This is a genomic window from Dyadobacter sp. (assembly GCF_051859145.1).
GTDB lineage: Bacteria > Bacteroidota > Bacteroidia > Cytophagales > Spirosomataceae > Dyadobacter.
This window is the reverse complement of record NZ_JBHYGF010000074.1, coordinates 1-12,166: the sequence shown is the minus strand read 5'-3', so window position 1 is coordinate 12,166 and position 12,166 is coordinate 1. Positions and strand designations below refer to the sequence as shown.

12 protein-coding genes and 1 pseudogene are annotated in these 12,166 nt (G+C 45.6%); 3 read left to right on the top strand and 10 right to left on the bottom strand.

What is annotated here, in order from left to right:
* From ACTIE6_RS05825 to ACTIE6_RS05815, 3 genes are all read right to left on the bottom strand, one after another.
* Window positions 1–508 (bottom strand): IspD/TarI family cytidylyltransferase (locus tag ACTIE6_RS05825; protein WP_439555734.1); only part of this gene is annotated, 508 nt, incomplete at its 3' end.
* Between the two features lie 75 nt (window positions 509–583).
* Window positions 584–1,633, bottom strand: a complete 1,050-nt coding sequence (gene queA / locus ACTIE6_RS05820; protein WP_439555733.1) for a tRNA preQ1(34) S-adenosylmethionine ribosyltransferase-isomerase QueA — start codon at window positions 1,631–1,633, stop codon at window positions 584–586.
* 257 nt (window positions 1,634–1,890) lie between these two features.
* Complete coding sequence (locus tag ACTIE6_RS05815; RefSeq protein ID WP_439555732.1) at window positions 1,891–3,396, bottom strand: acetyl-CoA carboxylase biotin carboxylase subunit; 1,506 nt, start codon at window positions 3,394–3,396, stop codon at window positions 1,891–1,893.
* A 260-nt stretch (window positions 3,397–3,656) separates the two neighbouring features.
* Between ACTIE6_RS05815 and ACTIE6_RS05810 the strand changes: the two genes are divergently transcribed.
* Together ACTIE6_RS05810 and ACTIE6_RS05805 are read left to right on the top strand one after the other, a co-directional pair.
* Entirely contained in the window at window positions 3,657–4,922 is a 1,266-nt protein-coding gene (locus ACTIE6_RS05810; protein ID WP_439555731.1) for an aminotransferase class I/II-fold pyridoxal phosphate-dependent enzyme, read from the top strand.
* A 255-nt stretch (window positions 4,923–5,177) separates the two neighbouring features.
* Complete coding sequence (locus ACTIE6_RS05805) at window positions 5,178–5,360, top strand: hypothetical protein (RefSeq protein ID WP_031530768.1); 183 nt, start codon at window positions 5,178–5,180, stop codon at window positions 5,358–5,360.
* A 50-nt stretch (window positions 5,361–5,410) separates the two neighbouring features.
* Here ACTIE6_RS05805 and ACTIE6_RS05800 read toward each other — a convergent pair whose 3' ends face one another.
* The 3 genes from ACTIE6_RS05800 to ACTIE6_RS05790 all read right to left on the bottom strand — a co-directional run bounded on the left by ACTIE6_RS05800 (window position 5,411) and on the right by ACTIE6_RS05790 (window position 6,854).
* Entirely contained in the window at window positions 5,411–5,824 is a 414-nt protein-coding gene (locus ACTIE6_RS05800; RefSeq protein ID WP_439555730.1) for a MaoC family dehydratase, read from the bottom strand.
* Window positions 5,825–5,959: 135 nt separating this feature from the next.
* Complete coding sequence (gene hpf / locus ACTIE6_RS05795; RefSeq protein WP_439555729.1) at window positions 5,960–6,322, bottom strand: ribosome hibernation-promoting factor, HPF/YfiA family; 363 nt, start codon at window positions 6,320–6,322, stop codon at window positions 5,960–5,962.
* A gap of 229 nt (window positions 6,323–6,551) precedes the next feature.
* A complete protein-coding gene (locus ACTIE6_RS05790; RefSeq protein ID WP_439555728.1) occupies window positions 6,552–6,854 on the bottom strand; it encodes a DUF4286 family protein in 303 nt (100 codons plus the stop codon).
* Between the two features lie 145 nt (window positions 6,855–6,999).
* Here ACTIE6_RS05790 and ACTIE6_RS05785 point away from each other — a divergent pair, with 145 nt between their 5' ends.
* Window positions 7,000–7,419, top strand: coding sequence for a cytochrome B (locus tag ACTIE6_RS05785; RefSeq protein WP_439555727.1), 420 nt, complete (start codon window positions 7,000–7,002; stop codon window positions 7,417–7,419).
* A gap of 84 nt (window positions 7,420–7,503) precedes the next feature.
* On the opposite strand, the pseudogene cysM reads toward ACTIE6_RS05785, so the two are convergent.
* The 4 genes and pseudogenes from cysM to ACTIE6_RS05765 form a co-directional block, all read right to left on the bottom strand.
* Window positions 7,504–8,368 (bottom strand): annotated as a pseudogene (gene cysM / locus ACTIE6_RS05780) (cysteine synthase CysM).
* 38 nt (window positions 8,369–8,406) lie between these two features.
* The gene (locus tag ACTIE6_RS05775; RefSeq protein WP_439555726.1) at window positions 8,407–9,612 is read right to left on the bottom strand and encodes an alpha/beta hydrolase family protein; all 1,206 of its coding nucleotides are present in this window, start codon (window positions 9,610–9,612) and stop codon (window positions 8,407–8,409) included.
* Between the two features lie 79 nt (window positions 9,613–9,691).
* Entirely contained in the window at window positions 9,692–10,423 is a 732-nt protein-coding gene (locus ACTIE6_RS05770; protein ID WP_439555725.1) for an alpha/beta fold hydrolase, read from the bottom strand.
* Window positions 10,424–10,490: 67 nt separating this feature from the next.
* Window positions 10,491–12,166: AMP-binding protein (locus ACTIE6_RS05765; RefSeq protein WP_439555724.1), on the bottom strand; the 1,676-nt coding region annotated here is incomplete at its 5' end.

Below are 12,166 nucleotides of genomic sequence, written 5' to 3'. Positions count from 1 at the left end.
AGTCGAGGCGGAAAGTCTGGTGAGTTTGTACCAGCCTGAAATGTGTACGGTCCAATGCTTTATTACCAATACCCGGCTCAATGGTCCGGATTGATTCTTTCAGTGGAACACTGGTGACTGCCGAGCCGAATTCGCGTGCTGTATGAAAGCCGGCAGCGATAATTTCCTTAGCAATGACAGGTCTTACCCCGTCGTGAACAGCAACCAGCCCATGGCCGGATCCAATGCTTTTCAGGCCATTTTGAACAGAATGAAAACGGGTACTACCGCCCGCCACGAGAAAGTATTTCTCATTAAAACTATATTCAGCACATAAATTCTGCCAGAATGCAAACTGCGTCTCGGGCAAGACAAGGATTATATGCAAACTGTCGGAGTAAGCTCTGAATGCAAGAATGGTATGCATTAACACGGGGAGGCCATTTACCGCAAGAAACTGCTTGGGCACGTCACTTTTCATCCGGCTGCCACTTCCTCCGGCAACTATTACTGCAAATTCCTGCATCATAATAAAAAAAGGTCATTTAAGGATCAGGATTCAAACCTAATACATAAATGACCATTTAACCTCAGAAAAGGCATGCTAAATAATCAGCATTGCGTCTCCGTAAGTGAAGAATTTATATTTTTCCTTAATCGCGATTTCGTATGCTTTCATAACCAGGTCAAATCCTCCGAATGCGCAGGCAGACATCAATAGAATAGATTCCGGAAGCTGGAAGTTGGACAGAAGCGCATTTGCAATTTTGAAATCGTAAGGAGGGAAAACGAATTTGTCAGTCCATCCCTCAACCGGTTTCAAATGCCCGCTCGCCGATACAGAAGACTCGATCGCTTTCAATGAGGTAGTTCCTACCGCGCAAATGCGTTTTTTCGAGTCAATTGCAGTATTTACAATATTTGCGCTTGACTGTGTTATCCGGTAGTTTTCAGAGTCAGTTTTGTGCTTTGTAAGATCTTCCACGTCCACAGTGCGGAAGGTACCAAGACCTACGTGCAAAGTTACCGGCGCAAAATTCACACCTTTGATTTCCAGGCGCTTCATAATTGCCTTGGTGAAGTGCATTCCTGCGGTTGGCGCAGCTACTGCACCGATGTGCTCTGCGAAAATTGTCTGGAAACGCTCACGGTCGGAAGTTTCTACTTTACGACGTGAAATGATTTCAGGAGGAAGCGGAGTTTCGCCCAGCTCGTCCACAAGCTTCATAAAAGCATCGTTATCCCCATCATATAGAAAGCGGATGGTGCGGCCGCGCGAAGTTGTATTATCAATTACCTCTGCAACCAGGTCACTGTCACCAAAATACAGCTTGTTACCAACGCGTATTTTACGTGCCGGATCAACCAAAACGTCCCAAAGGCGCATTTCGCGGTTTAATTCCCTCAAAAGGAAAACTTCGATTTTGGCACCGGTTTTCTCCTTCTGGCCATATAAGCGGGCCGGAAAAACCTTGGTATCGTTAATCGCCATTACATCACCGTCATCGAAATAATTGATCAGGTCAGCAAAGGTTTTATGTTCGATTTCTCCTGTTTTACGATGTACAACCATCAGCCGGGACTCGCCGCGGTCGGAGGGATGAAGTGCAACTAGACTTTGAGGGAGATCAAACTTAAATTCGGAAAGCTTCATAGCTGGAAAATCTGTGTATTTCTTATGTAGTAGAATAAAACGCCGGCTGGATAAATGTACCTATTCACTCGATCCGGCCTTTATAAAGTAACCCAATTCCTGAAAGGCAATGCATCCACTTATCAAAGAGATTTTGTGACTTTGGATACTTGTAAAGAATCAGTTATCGGTTATTATTTACAATAAATATGTGGCACAAAAAAATTAAGAGCGCAAAAGTAGGAATTTTCCGGCGTAAATCCTATCAGTTCGTAACATTAGCGTTGGCCCAGCCTTCTTGTTTTCCACTTACCGTGAGTACCTGCTGAAAGCTGACTTTGAACCGGTTTGTCAGTTACCTTGTCGCTCAGCAACAGCGCAGACACCAGCGCCGCGATCTCGCCCGAATCTTCCGGCGAAATTGGTTTAATCATATCCGGATTGAAATACCTGGAAATAAAGTTGGTGTCAAAGTCGCCTGAGATAAATGCAGGATGTTCCATAACAAACCGGCAGAATGGTAATGTTGTCCGGACTCCCGAAATCTGGTATTCATCAATTGCCCGGATCATTTTCCTGATTGCGTCCCCGCGGTTTTCTGCGTAAGTGATCAATTTGGCAATCATCGGATCGTAATAAATGGGGATATCCATTCCCTGTTCAAAGCCGTCGTCAACCCGAACACCATTTCCGTCCGGCTTTACGTAGGTATGCAGCTGTCCCACATCGGGAAGGAAATTATTGGAAGGATCTTCGGCGTACACGCGGATCTCAATGGCATGTCCCGTGATTGCAAGATCTTCCTGTCGGATCTGCAACGCTTTGCCTTCTGCAATCCAGATCATTTGTTTAACAAGATCAACAGAGGTGACTTGTTCGGTAACCGGATGTTCCACCTGCAACCGGGTATTCATTTCTAGAAAGTAAAAGTTTTTACTTTCATCTAAAATGAATTCCACCGTACCAGCGCCATAGTAGCCGCAAGATCGTGCCACATCCACCGCGCAGCGGCCCATTGCGGCCCGTATTTCAGGAGTAATGGAAATGGAGGGCGCTTCTTCAACCACTTTCTGGTGCCTGCGCTGGATCGAGCATTCCCGCTCAAACAAATGCACGATATTGCCGTGCTGATCCCCGAGTACCTGAATTTCGATGTGCTTGGGAGATAATATGTATTTTTCGATAAAGACGGACCCGTCTCCAAATGAAGCGAGCGCCTCGCTGACGGCGCGGTCCATTTGTTCGTCGAACTCAGCCTCGCTTTCCACCACGCGCATTCCTTTTCCCCCGCCACCTGCACTCGCTTTGATCAAAACCGGATAGCCAATTTCCCGGGCGGTTTGCTTCGCTTCGGAGCGCTCGCTGATTGCGGAGGCTGTTCCGGGTACCATCGGTATATTGTATTTCGCGGCAGCCTGTTTTGCGGCCAGTTTGCTTCCCATTACCTCAATGGACTCAGCTGAGGGACCAATGAAGATCAGCCCTGCTTCTTTTACTCTTCTTGCGAAAGCTGCATTTTCAGACAAAAAACCATAGCCTGGATGAATGGCGTCCACTTGCAGATCTCGGCAAACTTCCAGTATTTTCTCAATATTCAGATAAGACTCGGACGAGGCGGGCGGACCAATGCAAACAGCATCGTCTGCATAGCGCACATGCGGTGATCTCCGGTCAGCTTCGCTAAAAACAGCGACCGTTGAAATATTCATTTCGCGTGCAGTCCGCATAATCCGTAATGCGATTTCGCCACGGTTGGCAACGAGTATTTTCTTGATCTGAGTCATTCAGTCGTGTTGGTAGTATCAGTTCCTAAAATAGCAAAAGCATTCTTTCAAATGCGTACTACTCTTCTTTACAAAGATCAGTGTGTTAATGTAAAAAAGTTTAGTATATAGATTTAGTATAGTTGTGCGGGTATATCCTATTTTTACTAACTTACTGTTTAAGATGGAGAAATGCAGCTCATTAAAGTACCGTTGAAATTCTTTAATTTTGCATTTATCTAACATTTAGAATCTTTGTTACCCACATAAAAAAGAAGAGAGTGGATATTTTCGAGAAACTGCGCAATAACTCTGGTCCGATTGGAACTCCGGCAAAAATGCTGAACAGCCATCACTATTTTTCATTTCCAATGCTGGAAGGAGAATTAGGCCCGCGCATGAGGTTTATGGGACGTGAAGTTTTGAACTGGAGTCTGAACAACTATTTGGGACTTGCAAATCACCCCGAAGTACGCCAGGCAGACGCAGATGCAGCTGCCAAATGGGGCCTTGCCTATCCGATGGGTGCCAGAATGATGTCCGGAAATTCGAGTTTGCATGAGACTTTTGAGAAGGAACTTGCCGAGTTCGTTGGTAAGAAAGACGCTTTCCTGCTTAACTACGGTTACCAGGGGATTATGTCGGCCATTGAATGCCTTTGCGACCACCGGGATGTGATTGTTTACGATGCCGAGTCGCATGCTTGTTTGATTGACGGTATTCGTTTGCACAAAGCCAAGTTGGGTGAATATTACAAGTTCAACCATAATGATATGGTGAGTCTTGAAAAAAACCTGATCCGCGCGACCAAGCTGGCTAATGAAAAAGGTGGCGGTGTGCTGGTGATCACAGAGGGTGTTTTCGGAAGGTCCGGCAAAGTAGGCGATCTGAAAGCGATCGTGGAGCTGAAAAAGAAATATGAATTCCGCCTGATGGTAGACGATGCACACGGTTTTGGTACCATGGGCGAAACCGGCGCCGGAGTAGGGGAAATGCTCGGGGTTCAAAAAGAAGTGGACCTTTACTTCTCCACTTTTGCCAAATCAATGGCGGCAATCGGTGCATTCATTGCTTCCGACGATCCCGAGATCATTATGTTCCTGAAATATAACATGCGTTCGCAAACCTACGCCAAAGCGCTTCCAATGCCTTACGTGGAAGGTTGCCGCAAGCGGTTGGATATGGTGAAAAAAATGCCTGAACTCAGGGCCAAGCTCTGGGAGAATGTAAAAGCAATGCAGGATGGATTGAGGAGCCGCGGCTTTAATATCGGCGAAACCGAGTCACCAGTTACGCCCGTGTTCCTTCACAGTGAAGGCGGCGTGCCAGAGGTTACCAGAATGGTACGCGACCTGCGCGAAAATATGGGTGTTTTCTGCTCAATCGTGGTTTATCCAGTCGTTCCAAAAGGCCAGATCATGCTGCGGATTATCCCGACCGCAGCCCATACACTCGAAGATGTGGAGTATACATTGAATGCATTTACTACACTTGCCGACAAACTCAAAAACAGAGTATACCAGGCAGAAGAGGTGACTGCCGAATAATAAAAATATGCTTTATTGGCATCCTGAGGGCTTTTTTCAGAAAAAGCCCTCTTTTTTTGCGCTTGCGTATAGAAAATAAAAAATAGTTAACTATCTGACTACTTGTCACTTAGCTGATTGCAATCGGATAATTGTATTATAGAAGTGTTTTTTTTTGTTTTTTGGGTTGCTAAAATACTTTTAATTACTAAATTTCGGTCAAAACATGCGTTTTTGGCGTGTTAGAGGCATTTTTTAACTAAAAAACAAAAGAACATGGCACGATTTGATGAAGTCAAAGATCTGATCCTTTCGCTTGAAGGTGATTTCGATAAGTTTTACAATAAAGGAAACCAGGCAGCTGGCACCCGCGTTCGGAAAGGTATGCAAGACCTCAAAACGTTAGCTCAGGATATTCGCGCAGAAGTTCAGAACAAGAAAAACGAGAGCGAAGGTTAAGAAGCACACAAAGAGTTTGAGGCCCGGTTTGTCACAAGCCGGGCCTTTTTTTAAAACTTCTCCTTGTTGATCATTGTGGCTACTCCTTTTGTGATCACCTTATTGGTTGTCACGTCTACAATTTCAGTTGAAATCTCCGCAAGATGTTTATCGGGATTAATGCTCTGTATCCTGAATACCGCCTTATAATCGGTCTCCACAAACATAGGTCTTAAAAATTCCAGTGTTTGCTTCACATAAATGGAGCCAAAGCCCGGGAATTGTGTGCCGAGTACTTTTGTAAACACAGTCGCGCCCAGCATTCCGTGGATGATCGGCTTTTTGAATGCGGTAGTTGCCGCATATGCGGCGTCCAGGTGGATCGGGTTATTATCGCCCGTCAGGTCAGCAAAACGCTGCACTTCTTCCTGCGTGATCTTAAATGGATAATCAAAAGTGGAGTCAACAATCGGTTCGATATGCATGTCGGTTGGTTTAACTGAGTATAAGTTGCTTCAAAATTAAGGCGAAATCCTGCACGCATCCAAGTTTGTGTCAATGCCCTGAAACAAAGAAAGCCGCCTTTCGGCGACTTTCCTGTATGCAATGGATATATGTGGTTACTCTTCGGTTTCCTCTGTCAGAACTACTGCCGCAGCTTCCGTTATCTTGGCAGCCCGGGCATTATTACGTTTGTCTTTAAACTTCTTAACCTGCATTTTCAACGTATCGATTGCGAGATCCGTCGCTTCTTCAAATGTAGTCCCCTGTTCCCTCACGAACATCGTTCCGCCCGGGACGTAGAGCTTAACTTCCAGCAATTTAGTCTGAGTCTTTGCATTTTCACTTTTATCGAGCTTAAGGAATACCTCTCCACTGGTTATCCGGTCATAGAACGTGTCCAGTTTATCTAATTTTTGCTGAATGAAGTTCAACAATTTAGGATCGGCATCAAAATGAATTGCTTGCATCTGCAGTCTCATAAGCACATTGTTTTAATGGTAAAACATAAATTTTATTACTGAAATCTAAAAACCAGGAGCGCCATCTTTTCAGTCCGGATTTTTGTTTAAAGCATAAAAATCCCCATTTCGACCATCTCCCGGTTTCCCGTAACAGTAATTTAAGTACGTCAAATATTAAGCCAATGTCAAGTAAAAGGGTACGTTTGTTAATTTATTTCTTTCGATCCAAAATGTACTCCGCACAGGCTCAGGCTTCTTCTAAAAGTGTTCGGAAAGACACATATTTTCCATTAAACAGGTCGTGGTGCCGCTGTTGAAAGTCGGCCTGAAAATCGGTTTGGTAAGCGAGGAAATCTTCCATTGTTCTGAAAGTGAACTGGGTAGTATACGTGGAGCCTTCATTTTCAATCTCCGTCAGCAGGCGCAGCAGCTTGCATTCAAGCGGCAGTTCCGTTTGCAGGATTTGGGGAATGTACGTTCCTTTCATGTACGCCAGCCATTCATTTTCTGCCTCATAGCTGATGTTGATCGTGATATTGTAGATAATCATAAGTAAGTGGTTAATAGAACCGAAATATCGGGTTAATATTTATGATTTGATAAAGCTCGCTCTGGTCAAAGCGTATTTGGGGGATGGTGGTTTGTAAGCTACATTTGTAGGACCTGTACTTATTCACCATAACTCTTATTCAACAATGAATATTCTTCTAAGAGCCCATTCCGGCCTGCGGTATGTTGTGCTGGCATTGCTTCTCGCCGCCATTTTTACTGCTTATTCCAACTGGCGGAGTGGAAAGCAGGGAGATAGTAAAATCTATCTCTTTGCATTGATAGCCACACATACACAATTGCTGATCGGGCTGGTTCTATATGTCATGAGCCCCAAAGTGAATTTTGATCTGATCAGTGAAAAGGTATTCCGCTTTTTCACCATCGAACACATTTTCATGATGCTGATCGCCATTGTACTTATCACGATCGGAAGGATCAAATCCAAAAAAATGGTGGGAGCTGACAGGCACCGGACAGTGCTGTACTTCTATACAATGGCGCTGATTATCATTATAGTAGCTATTCCCTGGCCGTTCAGGAACCTGGGATCAGGATGGTTTTGACGTACCTCGGCAATCGGCTGTCGGCAGTCGGCTCTTTGAGGTCGACAGCCAACAGCCGATTGCTGATAGCCGACAGCCAAAGTACTACCCAAATAGCTCGCTCGACAAATACCGGTCGCCACGGTCGCAGATAATGCAGACTATCACACCTTCTTTCAGCTCCTTCGCCAGTTCAACAGCAGCCCAGGTAGCTCCGCCGCTGCTCATTCCCGCAAAAACTGCTTCTTGCTTTGCCAGGTTTCTGGTCATTAAAACTGCATTCTCCTGGGTTACCTCCATCACCCTGTCAACCCGCTCTCTCTCAAATATTTTCGGAAGATATTCAACCGGCCATTTACGAATTCCTGGAATAGTCGGTAGGCTGACAACCTACTATCTGGATATTTTCATTTTGCTCCTTCAAATACCTGGAAACACCCATAATAGTACCCGTAGTGCCCATTGAAGAAACAAAGTGCGTGATTTTTTCATTCGTATCCCTGAAAATCTCAGGGCCGGTGCTATTGTAATGCGCGCGCCAGTTATCGGGATTGGCAAATTGGTTGAGCATAAAATACGCACCTTTCGCTGCTTTCTCTTCTGCCATATCTCTGGCGCCTTCCATTGATTCAGACAGGATAACCTTTGCCCCGAAAGCTTCCATGGTCAGCACGCGCTCCCGGGTTGAATTTTGCGGCATGATCAGCTCAATTTCAAGGTCGAAGAGCCGGGCGATCATCGCCAGCGCAATACCTGTGTTACCGCTCGTCGCCTCTACGAGCTTCATACCTTTTTTTACCTCGCCTCTGTCAAGTGCGCCTTTGATCATGCTGTAAGCCGCGCGGTCTTTCACGCTGCCGCCGGGATTGTTTCCTTCGAGCTTTCCGAAAATTTTTACGTTCGGGTTAGGGTTGATTCTTTTTAATTCGACAAGAGGGGTATTGCCTACCAGGTCAAGAAGTGAGGACATTGATGCTATTCTTTTGTTACTTATAAATATGATCCCGGTTAGGGAGTAGAAGTGAAAAATGCGAGGGTACCAGCCAGGAAAGGAAGTACAGACGAGCCGTGATCTCCGTTTGGAACGGTTGTCAACTGAACATCTGCGCCCAGTCCCTGCATTGTTTTAAGTGCATTTTCCGAATTAAAATAAAAAACAAGGTTGTCTTTATTGCCGTGATACAGACGGATAGGCGCCTTCGGTTTCCATTTATATACATCATTATCAGCAACCGCGTCCCTGAAACCTTTATCGGTTCCGTCATTCAATGCGGTTTTGAATGATTCATTTAAAATCGTGTCGAAGCTCTGGGAAATAGTCACATTGATACCCGACTGTGCAATGCGCGATGCAAATGGTTCTTTGAAATAATAGGAAGCAGGCCGGTTCAGCTTGTAAATCCGGTCATAAGTCAACAATACCCAAAGATAAAGCGCATTGTAGGAAGCAACTCCCTGGGTATTATTGTTGATGATGTGGTTCATAAAAGCAGTCTTATCGTAGGCGCCCGCGCCGCAGCTCGACGCCCTCAGGTTAAATTCAGATGCTGCCTCCTCCTCAATCTTTTTATGAAGCGCCATTGTTGCATAGCCCCCTTCCGAATAGCCGGCCACGTACAGCTTTTCATTCCATTTTACATTCTCCTGTTTTTTCAAAAACTCCTTTGCAGCCCGCAGCATGTCCAGCGAAGCAGATGCCAGGCTCTTACCATGTTCGTAAGGATGAGGAAGATCTTTGGACTCACCGTAACCGATGTAATCCGGGTAGGAGATAATGTAGCCCATTGAGCCAAATAACGAGCCGAACTGGGCGGCTTCGGTGTTATTGTTATAATAAGAAGGCGCAGCAGCATCTTCCCGGATGGTACCATGCTGCACACTGATCATCGATACCGGCTGATCCGTATCAGGAATGATCAGGGCGCCGGATGCGGTAATTTCCGTTCCGTCCGTGTTTTTTGTTTTATACGAGAGTTTATAAACCTTAATCCCATTCTTGACATATCCTCCAAGAATTGGACTCAGGTTATTCGCAAGCTGTAAAACCTGCTCGCGGGAGAGCTGCTTCACATCTTCGCTCTTCTGTAAATACTGATCAGCAGCAGGCGGTTCAACCACCGGCTTATCATCATTACAGGAATTAAGCAGAAGCAGACTCCAGAAAAGGAGAAATACGATTTTCTTGGATTGTTTGATGGGTGTAAAGGTTCGCATAAGTGAATAAGGGGTGAGCACTCGCTGTTATAACGAACGTTCACCCTTTTTTGATCGCTAATCGACTATTTATCAATGATTATATTTTACCCATATACCAGCTGATCATTCTGGCAGTTGCATCGGGCCTTTCTACCATTCCCATGTGACCGGCTTCGGCCAGGATAAAGGGATAGCTTTGTTTGGGATATTCGGAAAGGGAAATTACACTTTCAAACTGGATCAGCTTGTCCTGCATCCCGATAATGAATAAAACCGGAAACGGCATTGCAGCAAGTACGGCGGTTCTGTCGGGCCGACTGCGCATTGCTGTAAGTCCGGAGATCAGGGCTTCTGCCGGTAGTTTTTTGAAGTACTCAATATGCGCCTCCACTTTCTCCGGGAACAGTTCCTTATACCTGTCGCCAAACATATTCGGAGCAGTTTTAGTGATAAAGGCAGTCGTTCCCTCTTTCCTGAGCAACTCGATCATTTCGCCTCGCTGTACCTTTTTAGCTTCATCGTCGGCAAACGCCGTAGAGTGGAAAAGACCAAAACCTTCCAGCATATCAGCATACTTTTCGGCAAAAGCCAGGGCAATGTAGCCGCCCATAGAGTGGCCGATCAGTGTAAATTTAAAGATGCCGGCATTGGTCAGAAAGCGGTGGAGCTCGTCCGCATAATCTTCAACAGACTGGCAGAATGTAAAAAGTGAAATATTAGGTCTGACGATTGTAAACTCGTCATTTATAACGGCATCAACGTAGTCCCAAATGGTATCATCTGCTCCGTGGCCGTGTAGCAATACCAGGGTTTTTCGGTGTAGATTCATATAAATCGGCTTTCATTGTTGAGAACTCTTTTGCCTAAATATACATAAACACATTCCCAAAGGTGCCCTACCCGGCAATTTTTGCCATTTCTTCCTCGCGCAATGCCCGGCGCAGGATCTTGCCCACATTGGTTTTCGGAAGCTCTGTGCGGAACTCAATTTCACGCGGCCGTTTGTAGCCTGTCAGGTTTTCGCGGCAGTAATCTTTTACATTTTCTACCGTCAGTGCGGGATCTTTCTTGACGATGTAAACTTTTACCATTTCGCCGGATTTATCATCAGGAACACCCACGCACGCAACTTCCAGCACACCCGGGCATTGTGCAATTACATCTTCTATTTCGTTGGGATAAACATTAAAGCCTGATACCAGGATCATATCTTTTTTCCGGTCGACGATCTTGAAAAAACCATCTGTGTCTTCAATACCAATATCCCCCGTTTTGAACCAGCGCCCGCTTTCGTCTTCCTTAATTACCTTCACGGTTTCGTCAGGGCGATTGTAGTAGCCCAGCATAATTTGTGGTCCCTTGGCACAGATTTCACCCTTTTCACCCACAGGCGCCCAGGTTTCATCATCTTTCAGAATGCGCATTTCAGTACTCGGAAATGGAAGCCCTATGGTACCCTGCTTGTGGTGCCCGTCAAGCGGATTGACAGAAAGTACTGGTGAAGTTTCCGATAGCCCGTAACCTTCCACGAGTGGGCATCCGGTAACTTTCTCCCAGCGTTCAGCCACTACCTTTTGCAGCGCCATTCCACCAGCAATGGTGATTTTAAGTTCACTGAAATCGACAGAAGCAAAATCAGGATTGTTTAAAAGTCCATTGAACAGCGTATTGAGGCCGGGAAAAATATGGAACCTGAACTTCTTGAGTTCTTTGACAAAGGCTGGAAGATCTTTCGGGTTAGTGATCAGTACATTCAATGCACCCCATTTGATCCCGCACAATCCATTGATCGTTAATGCAAAAACATGGTAAAGCGGAAGTGCGCCGATGAGGGTTAGCTGGCCCGATACCTGCGAGTTGCGCAGCTTGGACATCAGCCATTCATTGATACCTTCCACATTGGCGATCAGGTTCCGGTGGGTCAGCATCGCGCCTTTAGATACGCCCGTGGTGCCCCCTGTATATTGGATAAACGCAATGTCAAGACCAGAAATATTAGGTCTTTTATAGGTAAGTCCCGCACCGATCGCAATCGCATTTGAAAAACTGGTCGCTTTTGGAATGTGGTATTCCGGGACCATTTTCTTGATGTATTTCACCACCGAATTCACGATCAGCTTCTTTGGGAAGCCAAGCAGATCGCCGATTTCAGTAATGATAACCTGCTGAATATCGGTGTTCTGAATAACCTTTTCAAGGTTTTGCGCAAAGTTGGCCAGGATTACAATTGCTTTCGCACCCGAGTCTTTGAACTGGTGCTGCATTTCGCGGCAGGTATAAAGAGGGTTGGTATTTACAATCACCAGTCCGGCGCGCAATGCGCCCATCATCACAACCGGGTATTGCAGCAAATTAGGCATTTGAATAGCAATGCGGTCGCCTTGCTGTAAACCCACACTTTGCAGATATGCCGCGAAATTCCTTGAAAGTTCATCCAGTTTCCCAAAGCTGAGCGACTTACCCATGTTGGTATAAGCAGGCTTGTCGGTATTCTCGCGGAAGCTCACTTCCATCATTTCAAGCAATGAAGAATAAGCCTCGGGATTGATTTCATAAGGAATGCCTTCGGGAT

Excerpts from the sequence above, each read along its gene's own strand:
- ACTIE6_RS05785 (WP_439555727.1), top strand. The coding sequence starts at position 7,000 with ATGAATATTCTTCTAAGAGCCCATTCCGGCCTGCGGTATGTTGTGCTG.
- ACTIE6_RS05805 (WP_031530768.1), top strand. The coding sequence starts at position 5,178 with ATGGCACGATTTGATGAAGTCAAAGATCTGATCCTTTCGCTTGAAGGT.
- ACTIE6_RS05800 (WP_439555730.1), bottom strand. The coding sequence starts at position 5,824 with ATGCATATCGAACCGATTGTTGACTCCACTTTTGATTATCCATTTAAG.
- ACTIE6_RS05770 (WP_439555725.1), bottom strand. The coding sequence starts at position 10,423 with ATGAATCTACACCGAAAAACCCTGGTATTGCTACACGGCCACGGAGCA.
- ACTIE6_RS05775 (WP_439555726.1), bottom strand. The coding sequence starts at position 9,612 with ATGCGAACCTTTACACCCATCAAACAATCCAAGAAAATCGTATTTCTC.
- ACTIE6_RS05815 (WP_439555732.1), bottom strand. The coding sequence starts at position 3,396 with ATGACTCAGATCAAGAAAATACTCGTTGCCAACCGTGGCGAAATCGCA.
- ACTIE6_RS05790 (WP_439555728.1), bottom strand. The coding sequence starts at position 6,854 with ATGATTATCTACAATATCACGATCAACATCAGCTATGAGGCAGAAAAT.
- hpf (WP_439555729.1), bottom strand. The coding sequence starts at position 6,322 with ATGAGACTGCAGATGCAAGCAATTCATTTTGATGCCGATCCTAAATTG.
- queA (WP_439555733.1), bottom strand. The coding sequence starts at position 1,633 with ATGAAGCTTTCCGAATTTAAGTTTGATCTCCCTCAAAGTCTAGTTGCA.